This window comes from Microbacterium commune (assembly GCF_014836945.1).
Taxonomy (GTDB): domain Bacteria; phylum Actinomycetota; class Actinomycetes; order Actinomycetales; family Microbacteriaceae; genus Microbacterium; species Microbacterium commune.
In genome coordinates this window covers 833,144-855,514 of sequence record NZ_JACSPX010000001.1, presented here as the reverse complement: position 1 = coordinate 855,514, position 22,371 = coordinate 833,144, and the positions used below count along the sequence as shown (strand labels likewise).

Here is a 22,371-nt window from a genome sequence, read left to right as displayed (position 1 = left end):
TGGCCGTAATAAGGTACAGCGCCGGCAGCAGGGCATCCGCGATCGAGAACCGGCGCGCCGGACGCGGCGCCTCGGAGGAGGCGCCGCGCAGGCCGGACGATGCCGTGTTCAGACGTCCCCCCGACGCAGGCGCAGCAGACCGAGCAGCAGGAACGCGAGCGCCCAGGCCGCGGCGATGATGCCGCCGGCACCCCAGCTGACGTATCCGTCGACCAGATCCACGAGCACTCCTTGGTTCTCGGGGGCGTTGCTCATGGCATCCCCCGCCTTCGACATGGTGAGCAGCTGCATGTTGCGCACCGTCTGAGAGACCGGCAGCGCCGACAGCACCACCGGCAGCAGCAGCGTCAGAGTGACGGCGCCCGCGATGCTCGGCGCCACTCCGCGCAGCAGCGCGCCCATGCCCACCCCGAGGATAGCCGAGAGGCCGAGGTAGACCGCGGAGCCCGCGAACGCCGGCAGCACTCCCGTGGCGGTGAGCCCGACACCGAGGCCGAGCGCATCGAAGAACGGCAGGGTCGCGGCCCACGAGCCGAGCACGGCGAGCAGGCCTGCGGCCGTGACGGCGACGAAGGCGACGCACGCCTTCGCCAGCAGCACGGGGGTGCGCCTGGGCACCGCGACCATCGTCGGCTGGATCGTGCCGCTGGCGTACTCGCCGCTGACCACCAGCACTCCCAGGATGATGGCCACCAGCTGCCCGAACAGCACGGTGCCCACGGTGACCTCGTCGAGCATGAAGCTGGTCGAGGGCTGGTCGGGGATGCCCGCGTCCACCATCGTCACGGCCAGCGCCAGCGCCGTGCCCATGCCGAGCAGCACGATCGAGACGAGCATGGCGACATTCGAGCGCAGGCTGAAGAGCTTGATGAACTCCGAGCGCAGGACGCCGGGGAAGCGGAGCCTCGTGGGGGCGGGGATGAAGGTCGTGCGCTTGTGGTCGATGGCGGTCATCGAAGTGCTCCTGCGTCGGTGGCGGTCGAGGTGAGGGACGAGCGGTATTCGACGTCTCCGGCGGTGAGTGCGAGATAGGCGTCTTCGAGGGACCCCGACGAGGTCATGACCTCGTACAGCACGATGCCCGCAGCCGAGGCCGCCGCGGCGACGAGCTCGGCGCTCAGCCCGGTGATCTCATAGGCGTCGTCACCGACCGTCGACACCGACACATGAGCGTCGGCGATCGCGGCCATCAGTCGGGCTCCGTCGTGCGTGCGCACGCGCACCACCTGACGGGTGACCTTCGCCACGACGTCGCCGACCGTGCCGTCGGCCAGAATTCGACCCCGCCCGAGGACGATCAGCCGGTCGGCGGTCTGCGACATCTCGCTCATCAGGTGGGAGGACAGCAGCACCGTCCGGCCTTCGGCGGCAAGCGTGCGCATCAGCGTGCGCACCCATCGCACGCCCTCCGGGTCGAGCCCGTTGACCGGCTCGTCGAGGATGACGATGCCCGGGTCGCCGAGCAGCGCCGTGGCGATGCCGAGACGCTGGCCCATGCCGAGCGAGAAGCCGCCCACCCGCTTGCCGGCGACCGACTCAAGGCCGGCGAGCTCGAGCACCTGCCGCACCCGGGAGGCGCCGATGCCGTGCGTCGCCGCGATGGCGCGCAGGTGCTGGTACGCGGTGCGGCCGCGGTGGGCCGCCTTCGCGTCGAGCAGCACGCCCACCTCGCGCAGCGGCGCCGCGTGCTCGCGATACGCCCGCCCGTTCACCCGCACCGACCCGGAGGTCGGTCGGTCGAGGCCGACGATCATGCGCATCGTGGTGGACTTCCCGGCGCCGTTCGGGCCCAGGAACCCGGTCACCTGACCGGGTTCGACGGTGAAGTCGATGCTGTCGACGGCGGTTCTGGAGCCGTAGCGCTTGACGAGCGCTTCGGCGGAGATCACTGGTTTCCCTTTCGCATGTCATCGACAGTACGAACGGTGCCCGACTCGCCACATCGGACGCGGGTGCCTCTTTCCGACGCAGCCGATACCTGGGTACCGGCTAATCCGGAGGGGAAGATCAGCGCCGGACGATCGCCGCAGACTCCGAGAGCAGAATCGTGCCGTCCGTCGTCGATGCGAACTCTCGCGTCGCCAGCAGAACCTGCCCGGCGACGTCGAACTCGACATCGGCGGAGGTCAGGTTGATCAGGATGCTCAGCCCGCCCCGATCGATGCGGAACGCGCGGCGCTCGGGTTCGTCCGCCGGCACGACGAGATCAACGGACGGCTCCCGGATGCCGGGTTCGGTCAGCTCCGGGAGCTCGCGCCGCAGCGCCGCGAGCCGTCGGTACAGGTCGAGCAGTCGGGCGTGGCGGGAAGACGCCAGCTCCCCCCAGTCGAGGTGGGACCGCTCGAAGGTCTTCGGATCCTGCGGGTCGGGTACGACCGCGGCATCCCATCCCATCCGGGCGAACTCCGCGATGCGGCCCTCGGCCGTCGCACGGCCGAGCTCGGGCTCGGGATGCGAGGTGAAGAACTGCCACGGCGTGGACGCGCCCCACTCCTCGCCCATGAACAGCATGGGTGTGCCCGGCGCGGTGAGCGTCAGCACGGCCGCGACCGCCAGCCGGTCATCCGACAGCGTCGCACTGAGGCGGTCGCCCGCGGCGCGGTTTCCGATCTGATCGTGATCCTGGGTGAACGTGACCAGCCGCCAGGCGGGCACCTCGTGCGGGATCGGCGCGCCGTGCACGTGGTCGCGGAACGACGAGAACGTGCCGTCGTGGAAGAATCCGCCGTCGGTGACCTTCTCGATGGCATCCGGCGCGGCGAAGTCGGCGTAGTAGCCCGACGTCTCGCCGGTGAGCGCGACGTGCACCGCGTGGTGCCAGTCATCCGACCACTGCGCGGTGAGCCCGTACCCGCCGGCCTCGCGCGGCAGGATCAGAGTCGGATCGTTCAGGTCGGATTCGGCGATCAGGGTGAGCGGCCTGCCCTCGTGGGCCGAGAGGGCGTCGGCGCGTTCGGCGAGCTGCTTCAGGATGTGGGTGCGACTGTCGTCGTGCAGCGCGTGCACCGCATCCAGACGAAGACCATCGACGTGCCGGTCGCGCAGCCACATCAGCGCGTTGTCGATGATGTAGTCGCGCACGGGTGTCTGATCGAGATCGATCGAATCGCCCCACGTGGTGCGGCTGCCCGCCCGCAGGTAGGGGCCGAACTCGGGCAGGTAGTTGCCGCTCGGGCCGAGATGGTTGTACACGACGTCCTGGATCACGGCGAGACCGTGCGCGTGGGCGGCGTCGACGAACCGCTGATACCCCCGCGGGCCGCCGTAGCCCTCGTGCACCGCGTACCAGAGCACACCGTCGTATCCCCAGTTCCATGGCCCGTTGAACGCGTTCACCGGCAGCAGCTCGACGTGGGTCACCCCGAGCTCGACGAGATGCGACAGCCGGTCGATCGCCGCGTCGAACGTGCCCGACGGGGTGAAGGTGCCGACGTGCAGCTCGTAGATGAGCCCGCCCGCGAGCTGGCGTCCCGTCCACGCGCCGTCCGTCCAGGTGAACGCCGTCTCGTCGAACGCCGCCGACGCGGCATGCACCCCGTCGGGCTGCCGACGCGAGCGCGGGTCGGGCCGCAGCTGATCGCCGTCGCCGAGGACGAACCCGTAGCGCTCGCCGTCGGCGAGGGCCGCGTCCACCTGCCACCAGCCGCCCGGGCCGGAGGTCATCTCCCTCTCGTCGAGCGTCGAGCCGTCGACGCCCAGGCGCCGCAGTCGCACCCGCGTCGCGCGCGGCGCCCAGACCTCCGTCTGTGCACCGGCCCGCATCACCGCACCTCCCGCAGCAGCGCGACGGGGTAGTGCTCGAGCAGCTCGGCGAGTCTCACCGGACCGCCGGTGAAGTGCCGTCCGGTGAGCACGTCGATGGACGGCATCTCCGAGCGCATCAGCGTCGTCTCGCCCCACCCGCCGACTCGCTCCAGTCCGACCGGAAGGCGCGTGGCGACGACGGTCAGTCCGCCGCGGTCGACCGCGACGGCATGGGCCGCGGCCGGCCCGGTGACCGTCTCGGGGCGGTAGGTCGTGAACAGCTCGGGGTGGTCGCGGCGCAGGCGCAGCACGCGAGAGGTGACCAGCAGCTTCGCGGCCCCGGAGCCGTCGATCGGGGGCAGGCTGCCTTCGGCGACAGCCGCGTCGAGCTCGGCGAGCATGCGCGAGCGCTCGGCGAAGTCCACCGGTCGGCGGTTGTCGGGATCGACGAGCGACAGATCCCACAGCTCCGAGCCCTGATAGACGTCCGGTACCCCCGGTCCGGTGAGCTGCAGCACCTTCGCGGAGAGCGAGTTCGACCGCCCGTGTCCGACGATCTCGCCGACGAAGCGCTCGATGATCGGCTTCGCGGCGCCGTTCGCCGCGTCGGCGATCGCCGCGAGACCCTTCTCGAACTCGGCATCCGGATGCTGCCACGCGGTCGACTCCGATGCCTCCCGCGCCGCCTTCTGGGCGTAGGCCAGCAGCCGGTCCGACGAGATCGGCCATGCGCCGACGGCCGCCTGCCAGAGCAGGCTGTCGAGCGGCCCGTGGCCGGTCGAGGCGACGCCGCGCAGCTCGTCGAGCACGTCGGCCCAGCGCTCCGGCACCTCCGCGAGCACCGCGAGGCGGGTGCGCACGTCTTCCGATCGCTTCGTGTCGTGCGTCGAGAGGGTGGTCATCGAGCACGGCCAGGCGGCCAGGCGCCGCTGCTGCGCGGTGTGGAACTGCGGCACGCTCAGCGCCGTGACTGAGGGGTCGCCGCCGACCTCGGTCAGCGTGCCGAGTCGTGTGTGACGGTAGAACGCGGTGTCCTCCACACCCTTCGCCATGATCGCGCCGGAGGTCTGCTGGAAGCGCCGTGCCACGGGCAGATCCGGGTCGGCGAGCAGCGGTTCGAGCTCGGCGATCGCGGATGCCAGGTCGGGCCGTCGACGGGCCGCCTCTTCTGCGGCATGGCGCAGATGCTCGCGACCGGCGGGCAGGTACGAGCGGTAGACGGGGAAGCAGGCGAGCAGCTCGGCCAGGGCATCGCCTGCGCGCACGATGCCGAACGGCAGGTCGTGCACGAGCCGGCGCACCTCCGACTGCAGCAGTCCGTCGGCCATCGCCCGCTTGGTGTCGTGGATGAGGTCGTGCCACTCCTGCGCCTCGGGGAGACCGCTCTCGGCCCGCAGCCGCGCGTCGAGGGCGGTGAGCTCGTCGACGCCGGCAGGGTCGATCAGCACCCGGTCGATCTCGCCGAGGGCGTCGTACCCGGTCGTGCCGTCGGTGCGCCACCAGGGCGGCAGCTCCTCGCCGTGCTCGAGGATCTTCTCGATCAGCGTGTACGCGCCGCCGGTGGCGTCCGCGAGCCGTTCGAGATACTCCTCCGGGTCGTCCAGTCCGTCCGGGTGATCGACTCGGATGCCGTCGGCGAGGCCCTCGCGGATCCACCGCACGATCTCCTCGTGCGACTGCGCGAACACGTCGGGAAGTTCGACGCGCACAGCGGCGAGCTCGGTGACGGCGAAGAAGCGCCGATAGTTCAGCTCGTCGTTCTGATCCTTCCAGTGGCGCAGCTCGTAGTGCTGCGCGTCGAGCAGGGCCGTGATGTCGTCGCTGTGCCGACCCGTGCCCGGTGCCAGCGGGAGCACGTGCTCGAAGTACGACAGCGTGCCGTCCGGGGCATCCGGTGCCGGGGACGGATCGACCACGATCTCGCCGCGCGCGAGCACCTCGGCCGGCGTGCCGCCGAGGATAGGCAGCCGCACCTTGTCGTGCCCGCGCTCCCAGTCGATGTCGAAGGCGATCGCGTGAGCCGAGCCGCGGCCGAGGCGCAGCACGTCCCACCACCAGGGATTCTGGCGCGGCGCCGCGACCCCCACGTGGTTCGGCACGATGTCGACCAGGATGCCGAGGCCCTCGGCGCGGGCCGCGGCCGAGAAGGCCGCCAATCCTGCCGCCCCACCACGGGAGTCATCGATGCGCGAATGGTCGACGACGTCGTATCCGTGGCCCGAGCCGTCGGTCGCGGCCAGCAGCGGAGACAGATACGCCCAGTCCGCGCCGAGTCGGTGCAGGTAGCCGGTCACCGTCGCCGCCTCCTCGAGCGTGAAGCTCGAGGTGATCTGCAGTCGGTAGGTGGAATCGGGGCGGCTGGTCATCTCACACCTCAGGTTTCGGGGCGGGGGAGCGGATCGCCGCGTTCTCGACTTGCATCCGCAGGGACGCCTCGACCGAGTCGTCGGTCGGCTCATCCGCGTCGTCGACCTCGCGCAGCACGAGCATCGACCCGGCTCCGAGATGGACGTCAGCTTCGGCCGGAAGCGGATCGGCGTGAGTGAGCTCTCCCGCCGTGTCGACCACGGCCTCCCACGTGGCGCCGTGCCTGGCATCCGGAAGGACGACCTCGACGGTCTCGTCGCCGCTGTTGAAGTACACCAGGAAGTTCACGTCGGCCACCGGCCGCCCCTGCCGATCCTTCTCACGGATGCCGCGGCCGTTGAGGAACATGCCGATCGACAGTCCGAAGCCCGACTCCCAGTCCTCCGGCTGCATCGTGCGTCCGTCCGGCCGCAGCCACTCGATGTCGGGCACCGGGGAGCCCTCCTCGACGCGCACGGGCTTGCCGTCGAAGAACCGGCTGCGCCGGAACGTCGGATGCATCGCGCGCAGCCGGGTGATCGCCGCGGTGAACTCGATCAGCGGCAGATCCGCCGCCTCCCAGTCGATCCAGGTGATCTCGTTGTCCTGCGCGTAGCCGTTGTTGTTGCCGTCCTGGGTGCGCCCCAGCTCGTCGCCGTGCGAGATCATCGGCACGCCCTGTGACAGCAGCAGCGTCGCCAGCATGTTGCGCTGGCGCATGGCGCGGCGCCGGTTCACGCCCGGATCGTCGGTGTGCCCCTCCACGCCCAGGTTGTCGGAGCGGTTGTGGGATTCGCCGTCGTTGTTGTCTTCGCCGTTGGCCTCGTTGTGCTTCTCGGCGTAGCTCACCAGATCGCGCAGCGTGAAGCCGTCGTGGGCGGTGATGAAATTGACGGATGCCACCGGCCGGCGGCCCGAGTGCTCGTAGAGGTCGGCGGATCCGGTGAGGCGCGAGGCGAACTCGCCCAGCGCCTGCGGCTCGCCGCGCCAGAAGTCGCGGACCGTGTCGCGGTACTTGCCGTTCCACTCCGACCACTGCGGCGGGAAGTTTCCCACCTGGTAGCCGCCGGGACCGATGTCCCACGGCTCGGCGATGAGCTTCACCTGCGAGACCACCGGATCCTGCTGCACGAGCTCGAAGAAGGTCGCCAGCCGGTCGACGTCGTAGAACTCCCGGGCGAGGGTGGAGGCGAGGTCGAACCGGAACCCGTCGACGTGCATCTCGGTGACCCAGTACCGCAGCGAGTCCATGATCAGCTGCAGGGCGTGCGGGTTGCCGACGTTCAGGCTGTTGCCGGTGCCGGTGTAGTCGGTGTAGTACCGGCGGTCCTCCTCGAGGCGGTAGTAGGCCTCGTTGTCGATGCCGCGCATCGACAGGGTGGGGCCGAGGTGGTTTCCCTCGGCGGTGTGGTTGTAGACCACATCGAGGATGACCTCGATGCCGGCGGCATGCAGCGCCCGCACCATCGCCTTGAACTCCTGCACCTGCTGGCCGTGCTCGCCGCTGGACGAGTACGTGTTCTGCGGCGCGAAGAACGACAGCGTGTTGTAGCCCCAGTAGTTCGACAGGCCCTTGTCCTGCAGCGTGCTGTCGTTCACGAACTGGTGCACGGGCATGAGCTCGATCGCGGTCACGCCCAGCCGCGTCAGGTGGTCGATGATGGCGGGGTGCGCGACGCCCGCGTAGGTGCCGCGCAGCTCTTCGGGCACGTCCGGATGCCGGATGCTGAGGCCCTTGACGTGCGCCTCGTAGATCACCGTCTGCGCATACGGCGTCTTCGGCAGCCGGTCGCCGCCCCATTCGAAGAACGGGTTGATCACGACGCTCTTCGGCGTGTGCGCCGCCGAGTCGTCCTCGTTGTGCGAGTCGGGGTCGCCGAAGTCGTAGGAGAACGCGGCCTGGCCCCACTCGACCTGCCCGGCGACGGCCTTCGCGTACGGGTCGAGCAGGAGCTTGCTCGGGTTGAACCGCTTTCCGTTGGCGGGGTCGTACGGTCCGTGCACACGGTAGCCGTACAGCTGCCCAGGCTGAACAGAGGGCAGGTAGCCGTGCCAGACGTAGGCGTCGACCTCGACGAGGTCGACGCAGGTCTCCTCGCCGTCGTCGTCGAACAGGCACAGCTCGACCCGCTCGGCGCGCTCGCTGAACAGGGCGAAATTCGTGCCCTGACCGTCGAAGGTCGCACCGAGCGGATGGGCGGATCCGGGCCACACGTCGACGGTCATGCCGCGAAACGTCCGTGGTCGCCGGCGCCGCGCGTGTGCGCGGCCGCCTCGTGCACGCGGCGCACGGCCTGTTCGAAGTCGAAGACCTGCGCCACCTCGATCGCCGCCGGGTAGGGGTGCCCCGAATAGCAGATGAACAGGGGCGGGATCACCTCGACGTAGCCGACGGGGCCGTCGAGGGACACCTCGTAGCGATCGATGTCGACGAGCTCGTACCGGGGCTCGGCGCACTGCGGCTGCGCGGTCGGCTCGACCGGGGGAGCGGGGCACCGCCCGGTGGATCTGGTTGCGGCAGACATGAGGACTCCTGACTCGACTGCCTTCCGGCGAAGCGCCTCGAGGTCATTGCTGTTGAGAAGAACCTACGATGGTGACCTCCGCGTGGCTACGGGGTTGTCACACGACGGCGTTCGGGGTAACACACGGCATCACTCCGAGCTCGACGCCTGCGCGCTCTCCCCGTCGTCCGGCTCCGGGTCGAGCACCGGCTCGAGCATGCTGAGGATGCGCTGCAGGTGCATCGCGCTGAGCACGCCGGGGCCGGCGACGGCATCCGTCTCGACCGATCTCGCGTGCACCGCCCGCAGCAGGACGTCGACCGCCTCGGCCGCATGCGCGTGCAGCTGCTCGACGTCCTCGTCCTCCCCGCCGAGCAGATCGGCGACCGCCTGGCAGGCGGCGGCGAGGGGATCGACGAGAGCCGGGTCGAGCGGGAAAGCCGAGGGACGATCGTTGATCGTGTCGCTGAGACACCCCGAGACGTCGCGGATCTGGTGCGCCACCTCGACCAGCGTCTCGAGTCGGGCGTGCTCCTCGCTGGTGTCTCCGCGTCCGTGCCACGCGCGCGGGTTGCCGCGCCGGCTCTCGTCCGCTTCGATCAGCGCGTCGCGCAGTGAGCGGCTGGTCTCGGCGAGCGCGCCGGCATCCTGCATCCACCCGTCGCGCTCCGGCGGCCACTCCTCGGTCAGCGCCGCCGCGATGTCGTCGAGGTGAGCCGCCAGGCGCTGCTGGAACGCGTCGATCCGCGCGGCGGCCTCCGACACCAGCGGCGCCGGCGGGATGATCGCGTTCACCAGCAGACCGACGATCACGCCCACGGCGGTCTGGGTGACGTAGCCGAAGGAGTAGTCCTCGGCATCCGCTCCGCCGATGATCAGCACGAACAGCGCCGCCATCGGGATGTACTCGCGGCCCGCGCCGAACCAGCCCGTGCCCGACACGATCACGCCGACGCCCACCACCGCGGCGATCGACCACACGCTCGGTCCGACGGTCATCAGCACCAGCGTGGCCAGCGCGATGCCCGCCCCCAGGCCGAGGAGCGTCTGCAGACCGGTCTTCGCCGACGACATCAGCGTCGGGTACATGCTGATCAGCGCGCCGAACGGTGCGTAGTAGGGGTACTCGTCCGCGACGCCGGGCATGTGCGGCGCGATGGTCCATGCGATGCCGACCGCGAGGGCGGTCTTCGCCGCGAAGAGCAGCCGGGCGCGGCTGACCGCGCCGCGCGCCGCCGTTCCGATGCCCGTGCCGCGCAGGCGGAGCGGTCTTCTCATGCGCACTCGATCACTCCCTGTCGATGGCAGCCTGTGCCGCGTCCGCGTCCGCGTCCGGCGCGACGATGACCGGCATGTCGTGCGGTACAGCCTGGCATCCGGATACGTGCGCGGCGGCATCGGCGCGCTGACCGGGGGCAGCTCGGGATAGGGTCTGCCCATGGGGGTGAACGGCGAGACGGGGTGGATGCGGCGCAGGCATCCGGTCTGCGCCGTGAGTGCGAACGACGACGCACCCGAGAGCAGCGACCGGTGGCCGACGACCATCCCGGCGGTCGCGCAGCTGCTTCGCGACGGGGTGCGGTTCTCGCCCGGTGTGACGTTTCTCGTCGGCGAGAACGGCAGCGGCAAGTCGACGATCGTGGAGGGCATCGCGCTGGCGTACGGGCTGTCGCCCGAGGGCGGGTCGCGTTACGCCCGTCACAGCACTCGACCCACCGAGTCGCCGCTGTCGGACTGGCTGCGGCTCGAGCGCGGCGTCGGCGCGAGTCAGTGGGGGTTCTTCCTGCGTGCCGAGACGATGCACTCGTTCTACACCTACCTCGAGCAGAACCCGTCTTCGGGTCCGGACGCGTCCTTCCATGAGATGAGTCATGGCGAGTCGTTCCTCGCGCTTCTCGACACTCGATTCGATTCGCCCGGGTTCTACTGCCTCGACGAGCCCGAGGCCGCGCTGTCGTTCGCCTCGACCCTCACTCTGATCTCGGTGCTGAGGCGCATCGCCGATGATGGCGGGCAGGTGCTCTGCGCCACGCACTCTCCGGTGCTCGCGTCGCTGCCGGGCGCGACGATCCTCGAGCTCGGCGAGTGGGGTCTGCGCGAGACGACGTGGGAGGAGCTCGAGCTGGTGCGGCACTGGCGGTCGTTCCTCGGCGATCCGGATCGCTACCTGCGACATCTGCTCGACTGAGTGCACGCCGGCTGCTGCGGGTCGATGCGCGACAGGCGTCATCCGGCCTCGCCGTCGTGGCGATCCTGCGAGAATGGAGACCCCGACGACCCGAGGAGCCCTCGTGCTGTACATCTCCACCCGCGGCGGCATGCAGCCGCAGCCGTTCAGTGAGACGCTGCTCGAGGGGCTCGCGCCCGACGGCGGGCTGGCGGTGCCCGAGCGGCTGCCGCAGGTCGACGCGGAGACGCTCGAGCGCTGGCGCGCGCTCACCTACCCGCAGCTCGCGACCGAGGTGCTCTCGCTGTTCGCGACCGACATCCCCCGCGACGACCTCGCGCGGATGACGGCGGCGGCGTACGCGGACTTCCCGGATGCGGTGGTGCCGCTGCGATCGATCGGCGGCGGTCTCACGCTCGTCGGCCTCTCCGAGGGCCCGACGCTCGCGTTCAAGGACATGGCGATGCAGTTCCTCGGGCAGGTGCTGGAGTACGTGCTCGAGAAGAAGGACCGCGTGCTGAACATCGTCGGCGCCACCTCGGGTGACACCGGATCGGCGGCGGAGCACGCGCTGCGCGGCAAGGAGCGCGTGTCGGTGTTCATGCTCTCGCCGCAGGGCCGGATGAGCTCGTTCCAGCGCGCGCAGATGTACTCGCTGCAGGACGAGAACGTGCACAACATCGCCGTCGACGGGGTGTTCGACGACTGCCAGAACCTCGTCAAGAGGCTCGCGGGCGACCTCGAGTTCAAGCGCGCGCAGAATCTCGGCGCGGTCAACTCGATCAACCTGGGCCGCATCGCCGCGCAGGTCGTCTACTACTTCTGGGCGTGGCTGCGGGTGACGGATGCCGTCGAGCCCGAGTTCCGCCCCGGATTCGAGGTCTCGTTCACGGTGCCGTCGGGCAACTTCGGCAACATCCTGTCGGGCTTCTTCGCGAAGGGCATGGGCGTGCCGATCCGCCGCCTCGTGCTCGCCGCGAACGAGAACAACGTGCTCGACGAGTTCTTCCGCACGGGCGTCTACCGCCCGCGCTCGGCCGCCGACACGCACGCCACGTCGAGCCCGTCGATGGACATCTCGAAGGCGTCGAACCTCGAGCGCTTCATCTTCGAGCTCGTCGATCGCGACCCTGCCCGGGTCGTCGCGGCGTGGGACGCTCTCGACGCCGTCGGCGCCATCGACTTCTCGGCGGAGCAGCCTCGCTTCGAGAGCGAGTTCGGCATCGTCAGCGGCACCTCGACCCACGCCGACCGGCTCGCCACGATCCGCTCGGTGTACGACGAGACCGGCGAGATCATCGACCCGCACACCGCCGACGGCGTGAAAGTCGCTCGCGAGCACGTCGAGTCGGAGGTGCCGATGCTCGTTCTAGAGACCGCGAAGCCGCAGAAGTTCGCCGAGACCATCACCGAGGCGATCGGCGTCGAACTGGATTTCTCGCCCGAACTGCGCGAGATGCTCGCCGCCCCGCAGCGTGTGACCGAGATGGCCGACGACGAGCAGGCACTGCGGGCCTTCGTGGCGGAGCACGCGCTGCGCTGACGCCCGCTCCCACCCCCAACCCCGGAACCGCTTCTCGCTCCGGTATGAGTTCGTGCCGCCTGCTTCGCGTTTGGGCGGCACAAACTCATACCGGAAGGAGGGGGGGTTGTGGGTGAGGGAGCGAGTGGGCAGTGCAGAGTGCACTTGGTGACGCGATTCTCGTGCTGATCGCACATGTCATGGGCCCGGAGGGCGTGGTTACTGTTGCCACAACCCGTTCCCTCCTCTCGAAGGACCCCTCATGGCACGCACGGCGCACCCCGATGATTTCGCGCTCTCCCGAGTCACACCCGACGCACGCAAGCCCTGGTTCGGCATCGCCATCCAGCGTTTCGGCCAGGTGTCGGCGCTCTCGCAGTTCCTGCTCGGAGCGACGCTCGGCTTCAGCATGACCTTCGGCGAGGCCGCCCTCGCCTTCCTCTTCGGCTCGATCATCCTCGAGGTGGTCATGTGCGTCGTCGGCTTCATCGGCCAGCGCGAGGGCTTGAACACCGCCCTGCTGGCGCGATGGACCGGCTTCGGCGAGATCGGCGCCTCGCTCGTCGGACTCGCGATCGGCATCAGCCTGATCGGGTGGTTCGGCATCCAGTCGGCGATCTCGGCGCAGTCGCTCGATGCGCTCATGCCGGGTGCCCTGCCGGTGTGGGCGTGGAGTCTCATCTTCGGCCTCGCGGTGACGGCGATCGTCGCCTTCGGCTTCGTCGGGATGCAGTGGCTCGCCAACGTCACCGTGCCGCTGTTCCTGATCCTGGTCGGCTGGTCGGTGATCAGCGAACTCAGCCGTCACGACATCGGCGAGCTGCTGACCAGCCCGGCCCCCGGTCCCTCCATGAGCGTGTGGGCGGGCACCGGCATCGTCGCCGGTGGCCTGATCGTCGGCGCGATCATCACCGGCGACATGACCCGCTTCAACCGCTCCCGCGCCGACGTGGTCAAGCAGACCGTGGTCGGGGTCACCCTCGGCGAGTTCGTGATCGGACTGGCGGGAGTTCTGCTCGCCCACGCCGCCGGCACCGGCGACATCGTCGCGATCGTCACCTCATCGGTCGGCCTCATCGGCCTGTTCATCGTGCTCACCGGCACGCTGAAGATCAACGACTGGAACCTGTACTCGTCGACGCTGGGACTGGTCAACTTCATCTCCACGGCGTTCGGCCGCAACCTGCACCGCGTCACGACGACCATCGTGCTCGGCATCGTCGGCTCGATCCTCGCCGCCGTCGGAATCCTCGGGCAGTTCACCTCCTTCCTCATCGTGCTGAGCGTGGCTTTCCCTCCCATCGCGGGGATCATGGTCGCCGAGTACTACTTCGTGCGCCGCTGGCGCGCTGATCTCGACACCAGTCGCGAGGCCGGGACGCTCCCCGCGACCGCGCCGCGTCTCGTTCCGACCACCATCGTCGTGTGGCTGGTGTCGTCGCTGGTCGGGTACTTCGTGACCTGGGGCATCCCGTCTCTGCTCAGCCTCTTCCTCTCGATGGTGCTCTACGTCCTGGCCGGCAAGCTCGGTCTCGTCCGCGGCGTCGGCGTCGCGACCACTCGACAGGCCCCCGCACCCGACTCCGAGCCCGTCAGCGCCTGAGCGCGGCCTCCACACAGAAAGCGAGAACCATGCACATCGGCATCGACGTCGGCGGCACGAACACCGACGCAGTACTCATGGCGGGCACGCGCACGCTGGCGGGAGTCAAGCACTCGACCACGGGAGACGTCACGAGCGGCATCGTGCAGGCGATCGAAGAGCTGCGCGCCGCGCACCCCTTCGACGGTCCTGACATCGACGCGGTGATGATCGGCACCACCCACTTCATCAACGCTCTGGTCCAGGCCAGCCGACTCGCGCCGACCGCGGCGCTGCGTCTGGGGCTGCCCGCGACGCGTGCCCTGCCGCCGCTGGTCGACTGGCCGGAGGCGCTCGTCGAGGCCACTCACGCCCGCAGCTACCTGGCGCACGGCGGCTACGAGTTCGACGGCCGGCCCATCTCGCCGCTCGACCCCGATGAGTTGCGCGCGCACGCCGAGGACATGAAGGCCAACGGCATCCGCTCCGTGGCGGTCTCATCGGTCTTCAGCCCCGTCAACCACGACCTCGAGATCCAGGCGGCGGAGATCATCGGCTCGGTCCTGGGCGACGGCGTCGCGATCTCGCTCTCGCACGAGATCGGCCGGATCGGCCTGCTCGAACGCGAGAACGCCACGATCATCAACGCTGCGCTGCGGGAGCTCGCCTCGGAGATCGTCGACGGGCTCACCTCGGCCGTGCGCGCGCAGGGGATCGAAGCCCCCATCTTCCTCAGCCAGAACGACGGCACCCTGATGGACGACGAGTACGTGCGCCGATACCCGGTGGCCACCTTCGCTTCGGGCCCGACCAACTCCATGCGCGGTGCGGCCGCGACGAGCGGACTGGTCGACTGCGCGGTGATCGATGTGGGCGGCACCACCGCCGACATCGGCCTTCTGATCAACGGATTCCCGCGCGAGACGGCCAATGAGGTCAAGGTCGCGGGCATCCGCACCAATTTCCGGATGCCCGATGTGCTCTCGCTCGGCATCGGCGGGGGCAGCATCGTCGACGAGGAGACCGCCGAGGTCGGTCCGGCATCGGTCGGCTACCGGCTCACCACCGACGCGCTCGTGTTCGGAGGCAGCACCCTCACAGCCACGGACATCGCCGTGGCCGCCGGCCGCGCCGACATCGGCGACGCGACGAAGGTCGCGCACCTCGACCCCGCCTTCGTCGACCGTGTCCTGCAGCGCATCGCCGAGCGCGTCTCGGAGGCAGTGGATCGGATGCGCACCTCACCCGAGCCGATCGCGGTGGTCGCCGTGGGCGGCGGGTCGATCCTGCTGCCGGATGAGCTGCCCATGTTCGGCACCGTGCACCGCCCCGAGAATTACGCGGTGGCGAACGCGATCGGCGCATCGATCGCCCAGGTCGGCGGTGAGATCGACAAGGTGTACGCGATCGAGCCCGGTCGGCGCGACGAGACGATCGCCGCGGTGCGCTCCGAAGCTGTCGACAGGGCGATCGCCGCGGGCGCCCGTCCCTCGACCGTCTCGATCATCGACTTCGACGAGGTGCCGATCCCGTATCTGCCCGGCAACGCCACGCGCATCCGCGCGAAGGCTGTCGGCGACCTCGACATGGAGGCGTGAGATGAGCTGGACCATCACCGCCGAGCACATCGACGGGCTCGCCCGCGGTGCGGCGGTGCTCGGCACGGGCGGCGGCGGTGACCCGTACATCGGAGCTCTGCTGGCCCGGCAGGCGCTTGCCGACACGGATGTCACCGTCGTGGGCCTCGACGAGGTGCCGGATGATGCGCTCGTGCTGTTCGTCGCCATGATGGGCGCGCCGACCGTGATGGTCGAGAAGCTGCCCAGCCTGGACGAGGTCGTCGAGCCGGTCCGGGCGCTCGGCGTGCACCTCGGCCGACCCGTCACCCACATCGCGTGCGCCGAGGTCGGCGGCGTGAACTCCACCATCCCGATCGCCGCGGCCGCGGCGCTCGGGTTGCCGCTCATCGACGCCGACGGCATGGGCCGCGCGTTCCCCGAGCTCCAGATGGTGCTGCCCACCCTCCACGGTGTGACAGCCTCTCCACTCGCATTCAGCGACGAGAAGGGCAACACGGGGGTCCTGCAGACCGTCGACAACTCGTGGACCGAGCGCATCGCCCGGGTCGCCTGTGTTGAGATGGGATGCTCGGTGATGATCTCGGGCTTCTCGATGTCGGGCGTGCAGGCGCGAGAGTCGCTCGTGGCCGATTCGCTGTCGCGCTGCATCGAGATCGGTGAGGCCATTGCCAGAGCCCGCGACTCGAAGACCGACCCCGTCGCCGCGGCTGTCGCACTGCTGCACGGCCGAGAGCTGATCGACGGCAAGGTCGTCGACGTGCAGCGGGCGACCACCACGGGATTCGCACGCGGACGGGCCCGGATCGACGGGGCTGGTGACACGTCGATCACGCTGCAGTTCCAGAACGAGCACCTCGTCGCCGAGCAGGACGGACAGGTGCTGGTGACCACGCCGGACCTCATCATGGTTCTCGACGGAGAATCGGGTGAGCCGGTGACCACGGAGGCCCTGCGTTACGGGCAGCGCGTCCGCGTGGCCGCAGCGCCGGCCGATGAGCGGTGGCACTCGGCAGCCGCGCTCGCCATGGTGGGGCCGGGCTACTTCGGCTACGACATGCGCGCCCACCGCTTCGACGGCACCATCTCCACTGGCGGCACCGAGACGGAGTCCGGTGTCCTGAGCGAAGGAAACGAACCCAGATGAGCTGGCAGCTGACCGCCGATGACCTCCCCGACCTCGCGCGCGGGGCCACCCTGCTGGGCACGGGTGGGGGAGGAGACCCCTACATCGGGAAGATGCTCGTCGAGCGCGTGCTCGGTGACGGAGCGATCACCATCCTCGATCCGGATGAGCTGCCCGACGAAATGTTCGTCATCCCCACGGCGCAGATGGGTGCGCCCACGGTCATGGTCGAGAAGATCCCCGCCGGCACCGAGCCCACACTCGCACTGCGCACCCTCGAAGACCACCTCGGGCGCAAGGCCGACGCGACCATGCCCATCGAGTGCGGAGGCATCAACTCGATGATCCCGCTGATCGTCGCGGCCGAGACGGGCCTGCCCGTGGTCGATGCCGACGGGATGGGTCGCGCGTTTCCCGAGCTGTCGATGGAGACGTTCGCCGTCTACGGCGTGCACGGCTCGCCTCTCGCCCTGGCCGGGGAGCGCGGTGAGCGCGTCATCATCGACACCGGTGACGATGATCGCCAGATGGAGTGGCTCGCCCGCGGGATCACGATCCGCCTCGGCGGTGTGGGCCACATCGCCGAGTACGCGATGACCGGCGCCGACGTGCGTCGCACGGCCGTGCCGCGCACCATCTCAATGGCGCTCGCGCTCGGCCGTGCGATCCGCTTGGCGCGTGAGCAGCATCGTTCCCCCTTCGATGCGATCTCCGCCGCGCTGGCTTCCACTCTCTACCCGCACATGCGCGAGCTGTTCGTCGGCAAGGTGGTCGATGTCGAGCGGCGCACGACCGAGGGTTTCGCGAAGGGACGGGCTGTGATCGCCCCGCTCGGCGATGAGGGCGACCCGCTTGAGGTCGCGTTCCAGAACGAGAACCTCACCGCTCACCGAGGGGGCCGGCTCGTCGCGATCGTCCCCGATCTCATCTGCATCGTGGACCAGGAGACGGCGGAGCCGATCACCACCGAGGGGCTGCGGTACGGGCAGCGGGTGCGGGTGCTCGGGATCTCGACTCCGGCGATGATGCGCACTCCGGAAGCGCTGGCTGCCTTCGGGCCGTCTGCCTTCGGCATCACCGAGGAGTTCGTCGCCGTCGAGGAGCTGGCGGAGCCGTAATCTGGAATCATGGTGAGCCTGCTCGGGCGTGACGATCTGACCGCGCTCGCGCGTGGTTACGCGCTGTTCGGCTCGGGCGGTGGGGGATCGACCACCATGCTCGAGCTCATCCTCGCCGGGTCGGCCACCTGGCCGCTCCAGGTCGCGGCACCGGAGTCGCTCGATCCGGCGACGCCGTGCCTCGGCGTGGCATTCGTCGGATCCACGATCCTGCTGGGCGAGCGGATGCCCGGCAGCGAGCCGTTCGCTCCGGTGCTCAGGGCGGTCGAGCGCTGGACGGGTCACGAGATACCCGCGGTCTGCTCGCTGGAAGGCGGCGGCATGAACGGCCTGGCGCCCCTGATGCTGGCGGATTCGCACATCGTGGTCGACGCCGACTGCACGGGCCGTGCGGTGCCGGGGCTCGACCAGATGTCGTTGTTCGTCGACGGGCTGCCCGGGATCATCGTGGCATGCGACACCGGAGGCGGGGGTGTCGCGGTCGTCGAGGCGACTCGGGGGATCGACGCCGAGCGCGTGGCGCGTGCCGCCATCATCCAGGCAGGCGGTGCGGGGTGCGCCGTGTTCGCGGGATTCACGGTCGGGGATCTGCGCGAGCACGCCATCGTCGGTCACCTCGCTCACACCCTTCGCGTCGGTCGCGCGTTCGTGGCCACATCGGATCGGTCCCTGGTCGAGCTCGCGGACGCCCTGGGTGCGCAGCTCGTGACCGAAGGGCGCATCCTCTCCACAGCATCCCTCGTCGCGGATCCGTCCGTGAGCGCCGTCGAGATCATGGGCGTCGACGGCGGGGTCCACCGCGTGATCACCCGGTCCGAGACTCTCGCGGTGCTCAGCGACGGTCGGGTGGTCGCCGCGGCACCCACCGTGATCGTCGTCGTCGATGCGATCTCGCGCGACGTGCTCGAGGTCACCGAGCTCACCCTCGCACGCCACGTCGCCGTTCTCGCGATTCCGGCTCCGTCGTGGTGGCACGCGCGCCCCGACCGGCTGCGCCGCGTCACGCCCTCGGCCTACGGCCTGGATGAGCTGGACGTGGCATGAGCAGCCCCCTGCGACTGAGCGCTCTGCTCTCCTACCCCGACAACGGCGGTCTGACGCTCGTGGCCGGACCGGAGGATGTCGAGTGGGATGCCGTCGTGATCGAGAACGACGAATCCGACCTCGCCGACCCCGTGCAGCACCGACTCGCGGTGCTCACCTCCGGCATCCCGCGCACGACGTGGCAGCAGGATGCGCTGCTCCGCCGCGTGCGCGACCGCGGGTACTCCGGTCTCGCCGTGCCGGGCGCGGCGGCGATCGACCCGGGCGCCCGTCGACTCGCCATCCGCCTCCGACTCGCGCTGCTCGACGTCGCGCGCCCCATCCAGCTGGCGAAGGCCTGCTGGATGCTCATCGAGGCCCGTGACGCGCTCACCCTGGGGCAGGTGCGGAAGGTCGCCCAGTCGTTCGAGTACTCCGCGCAGGATCTCGGGGACCTGCTGCGGCACATCGTCGCGAATCTCAGCACCGGGGTCGCACTCGTCGACCGCGCGGGAGTCGTCCTCGAGGCGGGAGGGCATCTCAGCCCAGACCTGCATGCGGGTATCGGCTTCGAATCGTGGGCGGACCTCGCCCGCACCGAGCACGCAGCGGCCGCATCCGTGCGTGTCGACAGTCCTGCACGGACGGGGCTGCGCCTCGTGCTCTTCGGCGACGGGATCGGGGAACCGCAGCTGCAGGCACTCTCGGTCGCAGCCCAGGTCGCCATGCCGGCCGTCGCCGCTCGCATCCTCATCGACGAGGTGGCCGCGATCAACGAGGTCGCCGTGTCGTCGGCGCTGCTGCGTGACTTCACCGACCTGAGGGGTGCTGCCGACGACGACGTCGATCGACGGATGTCCGAACGGGGATGGCGCACCCAGGGCCATCATCTGGCCTTCCACATGACGGCCCGGGGACGGGTCGACGCATTCTCGCTGCTGCGATCGCTGCGCTCCGGTCTCGGATCGATCGACGCCGAATCGCACGCGACCTCAGCCGGAAGCGGAGTGAGCGGGTGGCTGACCTTCGCGCAGCAGCCCAGCGCAGAGAAGGTCGAGCGCGCGGTCGCTGCGCTGCGCGAGCTGCATGCGGAGGCTCTACGTGATTTCGCCGTCGCGACCGGCGTCGGCTCGCTGCAACCCGGCCCTGCGGGATTGGGCGCCACGCTCGACGAAGCCGCAGACGCGGCGAAGATCGCCGCCGCGCGCTCGGCAGCAGGCTGGTTCGTGCGGGTCGACAGCCTCGGCCTCGAGCAGCTGCTTCTCGCGTGGACCGGCAACGACACCTTCGTGCCGGCTGCGGAGTCGCTGCTCGCCCCGCTTCGGGAGGGAACGGGTGAGCTGCTGACCACGCTCGCCGCGTATCTCGACCACGAGTCGGGCATCGCGGCGACCGCCATCGCCCTCGGCCTGCACCGCAACACCGTCGCGGTGCGCATACGCCGCGCGCAGGAGCTGCTCGGCATCGACATGCGGGATCCGGATGCGCGGCTCGCCCTGCATCTGGCCTGTCGCAGCGTCCTGATGCGCTGACCCCCCGCCCCCGGAACCACTTCTCGCTCCGGTATGAGTTCGTGTCGCCTGATCCGCGGTTGAGCGGCAGAAACTCATACCGGAAGGAGCAGCGGTTCCGCTTGGAGCACGGGGCGGTCAGGCAGGGGCGGGGTGAGCAGCGCGCGACGGATCAGAGCGGGGGTGCAGCAGGCCAGAGAGCGCGCCCAGCGCGGCGCCCGCCAGAGTATCGACAACCCGTTCCATCGCGATGGACATGTCGCCCGTGCTTCCCGTGGCCGCGCCGAGAAGAAGCAGCACCAGCGGGGTGATGAGCGTCAGCGCCAGGGCGTAGTGACGCACGACCACCAGCTCGATCGAGAACTGCAACACGCCCAGCAGCGCCGCCAGCCACAGACCGCTCGGGTGCAGCAGCGCCAGCAGCGCATAGACTCCGGCGCCCGCGATCGTTCCCAGCAACCGGTGCGTCGCACGCTGCAGCGCCGCCCGTCTGCTCGACGCGATCCCGATCACCGCGACCGCAGCTCCGACGATCCAGTACGCCCGCGCGGGGTCGAGGAACAGACTCACGACCACCCCGAGCACGCTCACGAGGACGACACGCAGCAGCAGCCTCCGGGCATCCGCATCCCACGACGGCCCAGGGAAGAGCTGCCGAAGTGGGCGGGCACGACGGGCGCGGACCCGAGCCAGGGCCAGGGGTGACACCGCGATCAGATACGAGAACGCGCATCCGGCGGCGATCGCGGCGACGTAGCCGGCGGGCGTGATCGGAGCGGAGCGCACCACCGTTGCCGACAGGCCGAATACGAGCACGAAGAACAGGGGTCCGGGCGGGCCCAGCCGGAAGCCGAAGGCGAGGGCTGCGCTCACACTCGCGACGAGCACGATGCCGATGCTGACCAGTAGAGGATCGTGCGCGACCGCGGCCCCGAGCGCCGCGCAGATGACGAGAGCGGCACCCACGAACGGCAGCATCCGCGCCCGTTCGATCACGGGCAGGGACCCGGCGAACAGCACGGTGAAGGCTCCCGACGCGGCGATGTACCCCAGCATCGGCTGATCGAGCACGGTCATCACGGCGATCGGCACGGCGATCCCCAGAGCCGCCTGCAGGCCGAGCTGCCAGCGCGGGCCGCGGGAGGGGCCGAAGGCGAACAGACTCACCGGATCATTCTTTCAGCGGCGGCGCTCGCCGGCTCTCTGGCCGGTGGATCGCCCCAGGTGGAGCCGCTGGTCGGTCGGCTCCGCATGTTCCGAACAGACGTCGGGCGGGGGAGAGCACGTCTCGCGGAACGGGCCGGGCACGGCTCAGTGCGGGGCGTGGTACTCCGCCTCGTCGCGCTTCCAGTAGCCCTTCACGACGGCCTTCGCCACGTCGACGCCCCAGCGTGCGAGCAGTGCGCGGCCGTGCTTGACGATCTGCTGCTCGGCGGCGATGAAGACGAACGGGTCCGAGCCCACGGCATCCGTCTCGCCGAGACCGTCGAGGAAGGCGATCAACGCCGATCCGGCCGGCGCGTCCCCGCGGTGCAGCCACTCGACCGCGAGCGGCGCGTTCAGAGCGAGCTGATCGGCGTCGGAGACGACCTCGATCACGATGCGCGCCGGGGTGCCCGCGGGGATCATCCCCGCGAAGCGACGGATCGCGGGAATGGCGGTCTCGTCGCCGACGAGCAGCCACGACCCCGGGGCGCCGGTCAGCACGGCCGAGCCGCGCGGCCCGCCGACGCCGACGGGAGAGCCGAGCGGAGCGGATGCCGCCCAGCGGGCACCCACGCCGTCATCGCCGTGCACGGCGAACTCGACGTCGAGCCAGTTCTCGCCCCAGGCGAGCGGGGTGTACTCGCGGTTGGGTGAGGCGCGCAGCTCGTCGACCGAATCGGTCGCCGCCTCTGTGAAGAACAGCCGCATGTGGTCGTCCGCGCCGAGTGATTCGAAACCGGCGAGGTCGTCGCCCGTCAGTCGCACGCGCACGTAGTTCGGCGCGAGCCACTGCCGCTCGGAGAGGGTGGCCGTGCGGAACCGCAGATCGAGCCCCTGTCGCTCGATCGAGAAACCTGATTTCACATCGCTCATAAAGTAAGGCTAACCTAAGTCGCGGTGACAGTGAGTTCACCACCGCGCAGCCAGCGCATCACCCCACGCAGA

At 69.9% G+C, this 22,371-nt stretch carries 17 protein-coding genes; 8 read left to right on the top strand and 9 right to left on the bottom strand.

The annotated features are described in order from the left end of the window. Positions 1-108: 108 nt before the first annotated feature. The 7 genes from H9633_RS03910 to H9633_RS03880 all read right to left on the bottom strand — a co-directional run bounded on the left by H9633_RS03910 (position 109) and on the right by H9633_RS03880 (position 9,872). Entirely contained in the window at positions 109-954 is an 846-nt protein-coding gene (locus tag H9633_RS03910; RefSeq protein ID WP_191712165.1) for an ABC transporter permease, read from the bottom strand. Next, positions 951-1,889 carry an ABC transporter ATP-binding protein gene (locus tag H9633_RS03905; RefSeq protein WP_191712164.1) on the bottom strand — a complete coding sequence of 313 codons (939 nt, stop codon included), beginning with the start codon at positions 1,887-1,889 and terminating at the stop codon, positions 951-953. Before H9633_RS03905 ends, H9633_RS03910 begins: the two co-directional genes overlap by 4 nt. 118 nt (positions 1,890-2,007) lie before the next feature. Continuing rightward, a complete protein-coding gene (treZ, locus tag H9633_RS03900; RefSeq protein ID WP_191712163.1) occupies positions 2,008-3,762 on the bottom strand; it encodes a malto-oligosyltrehalose trehalohydrolase in 1,755 nt (584 codons plus the stop codon). After that, positions 3,762-6,110, bottom strand: a complete 2,349-nt coding sequence (gene treY, locus H9633_RS03895; RefSeq protein WP_191712162.1) for a malto-oligosyltrehalose synthase — start codon at positions 6,108-6,110, stop codon at positions 3,762-3,764. The genes treZ and treY overlap by 1 nt, the downstream gene beginning before the upstream one ends. Before the next feature lies 1 nt (position 6,111). Continuing rightward, positions 6,112-8,316, bottom strand: a complete 2,205-nt coding sequence (gene glgX / locus H9633_RS03890) for a glycogen debranching protein GlgX (RefSeq protein ID WP_071642217.1) — start codon at positions 8,314-8,316, stop codon at positions 6,112-6,114. Further along, positions 8,313-8,615 (bottom strand): hypothetical protein, encoded by a 303-nt coding sequence (locus H9633_RS03885; protein ID WP_191712161.1) that lies wholly within the window; start codon positions 8,613-8,615, stop codon positions 8,313-8,315. Before H9633_RS03885 ends, glgX begins: the two co-directional genes overlap by 4 nt. Positions 8,616-8,744: 129 nt before the next feature. Beyond that, positions 8,745-9,872 (bottom strand): FUSC family protein, encoded by a 1,128-nt coding sequence (locus H9633_RS03880; RefSeq protein WP_191712160.1) that lies wholly within the window; start codon positions 9,870-9,872, stop codon positions 8,745-8,747. A 160-nt stretch (positions 9,873-10,032) separates the two neighbouring features. Between H9633_RS03880 and H9633_RS03875 the strand changes: the two genes are divergently transcribed. The 8 genes from H9633_RS03875 to H9633_RS03840 all read left to right on the top strand — a co-directional run bounded on the left by H9633_RS03875 (position 10,033) and on the right by H9633_RS03840 (position 20,241). Further along, positions 10,033-10,782, top strand: a complete 750-nt coding sequence (locus tag H9633_RS03875; protein ID WP_071644765.1) for an AAA family ATPase — start codon at positions 10,033-10,035, stop codon at positions 10,780-10,782. 103 nt (positions 10,783-10,885) lie between these two features. Next, positions 10,886-12,304 (top strand): threonine synthase, encoded by a 1,419-nt coding sequence (gene thrC, locus H9633_RS03870; RefSeq protein ID WP_191712927.1) that lies wholly within the window; start codon positions 10,886-10,888, stop codon positions 12,302-12,304. Between the two features lie 241 nt (positions 12,305-12,545). Beyond that, a complete protein-coding gene (locus H9633_RS03865) occupies positions 12,546-13,886 on the top strand; it encodes a purine-cytosine permease family protein (protein ID WP_071644767.1) in 1,341 nt (446 codons plus the stop codon). 29 nt (positions 13,887-13,915) lie between these two features. Next, a complete protein-coding gene (locus tag H9633_RS03860; protein ID WP_191712159.1) occupies positions 13,916-15,463 on the top strand; it encodes a hydantoinase/oxoprolinase N-terminal domain-containing protein in 1,548 nt (515 codons plus the stop codon). A 1-nt stretch (position 15,464) separates the two neighbouring features. After that, positions 15,465-16,589, top strand: a complete 1,125-nt coding sequence (locus H9633_RS03855; protein ID WP_191712158.1) for a DUF917 domain-containing protein — start codon at positions 15,465-15,467, stop codon at positions 16,587-16,589. Further along, positions 16,586-17,686 (top strand): DUF917 domain-containing protein, encoded by a 1,101-nt coding sequence (locus H9633_RS03850; RefSeq protein WP_071644770.1) that lies wholly within the window; start codon positions 16,586-16,588, stop codon positions 17,684-17,686. Before H9633_RS03855 ends, H9633_RS03850 begins: the two co-directional genes overlap by 4 nt. A gap of 9 nt (positions 17,687-17,695) precedes the next feature. Beyond that, complete coding sequence (locus H9633_RS03845; RefSeq protein ID WP_191712157.1) at positions 17,696-18,730, top strand: S-methyl thiohydantoin desulfurase domain-containing protein; 1,035 nt, start codon at positions 17,696-17,698, stop codon at positions 18,728-18,730. Beyond that, on the top strand, positions 18,727-20,241 hold the full coding sequence (locus H9633_RS03840) for a PucR family transcriptional regulator (RefSeq protein ID WP_191712156.1): 1,515 nt from the start codon (positions 18,727-18,729) through the stop codon (positions 20,239-20,241). The genes H9633_RS03845 and H9633_RS03840 overlap by 4 nt, the downstream gene beginning before the upstream one ends. Positions 20,242-20,358: 117 nt before the next feature. Here the strand turns inward: H9633_RS03840 and H9633_RS03835 are convergent, their stop codons facing one another. After that, positions 20,359-21,387, bottom strand: a complete 1,029-nt coding sequence (locus H9633_RS03835; RefSeq protein ID WP_318247185.1) for an FUSC family protein — start codon at positions 21,385-21,387, stop codon at positions 20,359-20,361. Positions 21,388-21,531: 144 nt separating this feature from the next. Continuing rightward, positions 21,532-22,299 (bottom strand): siderophore-interacting protein, encoded by a 768-nt coding sequence (locus tag H9633_RS03830; protein ID WP_191712155.1) that lies wholly within the window; start codon positions 22,297-22,299, stop codon positions 21,532-21,534. Positions 22,300-22,371 lie beyond the last annotated feature (72 nt).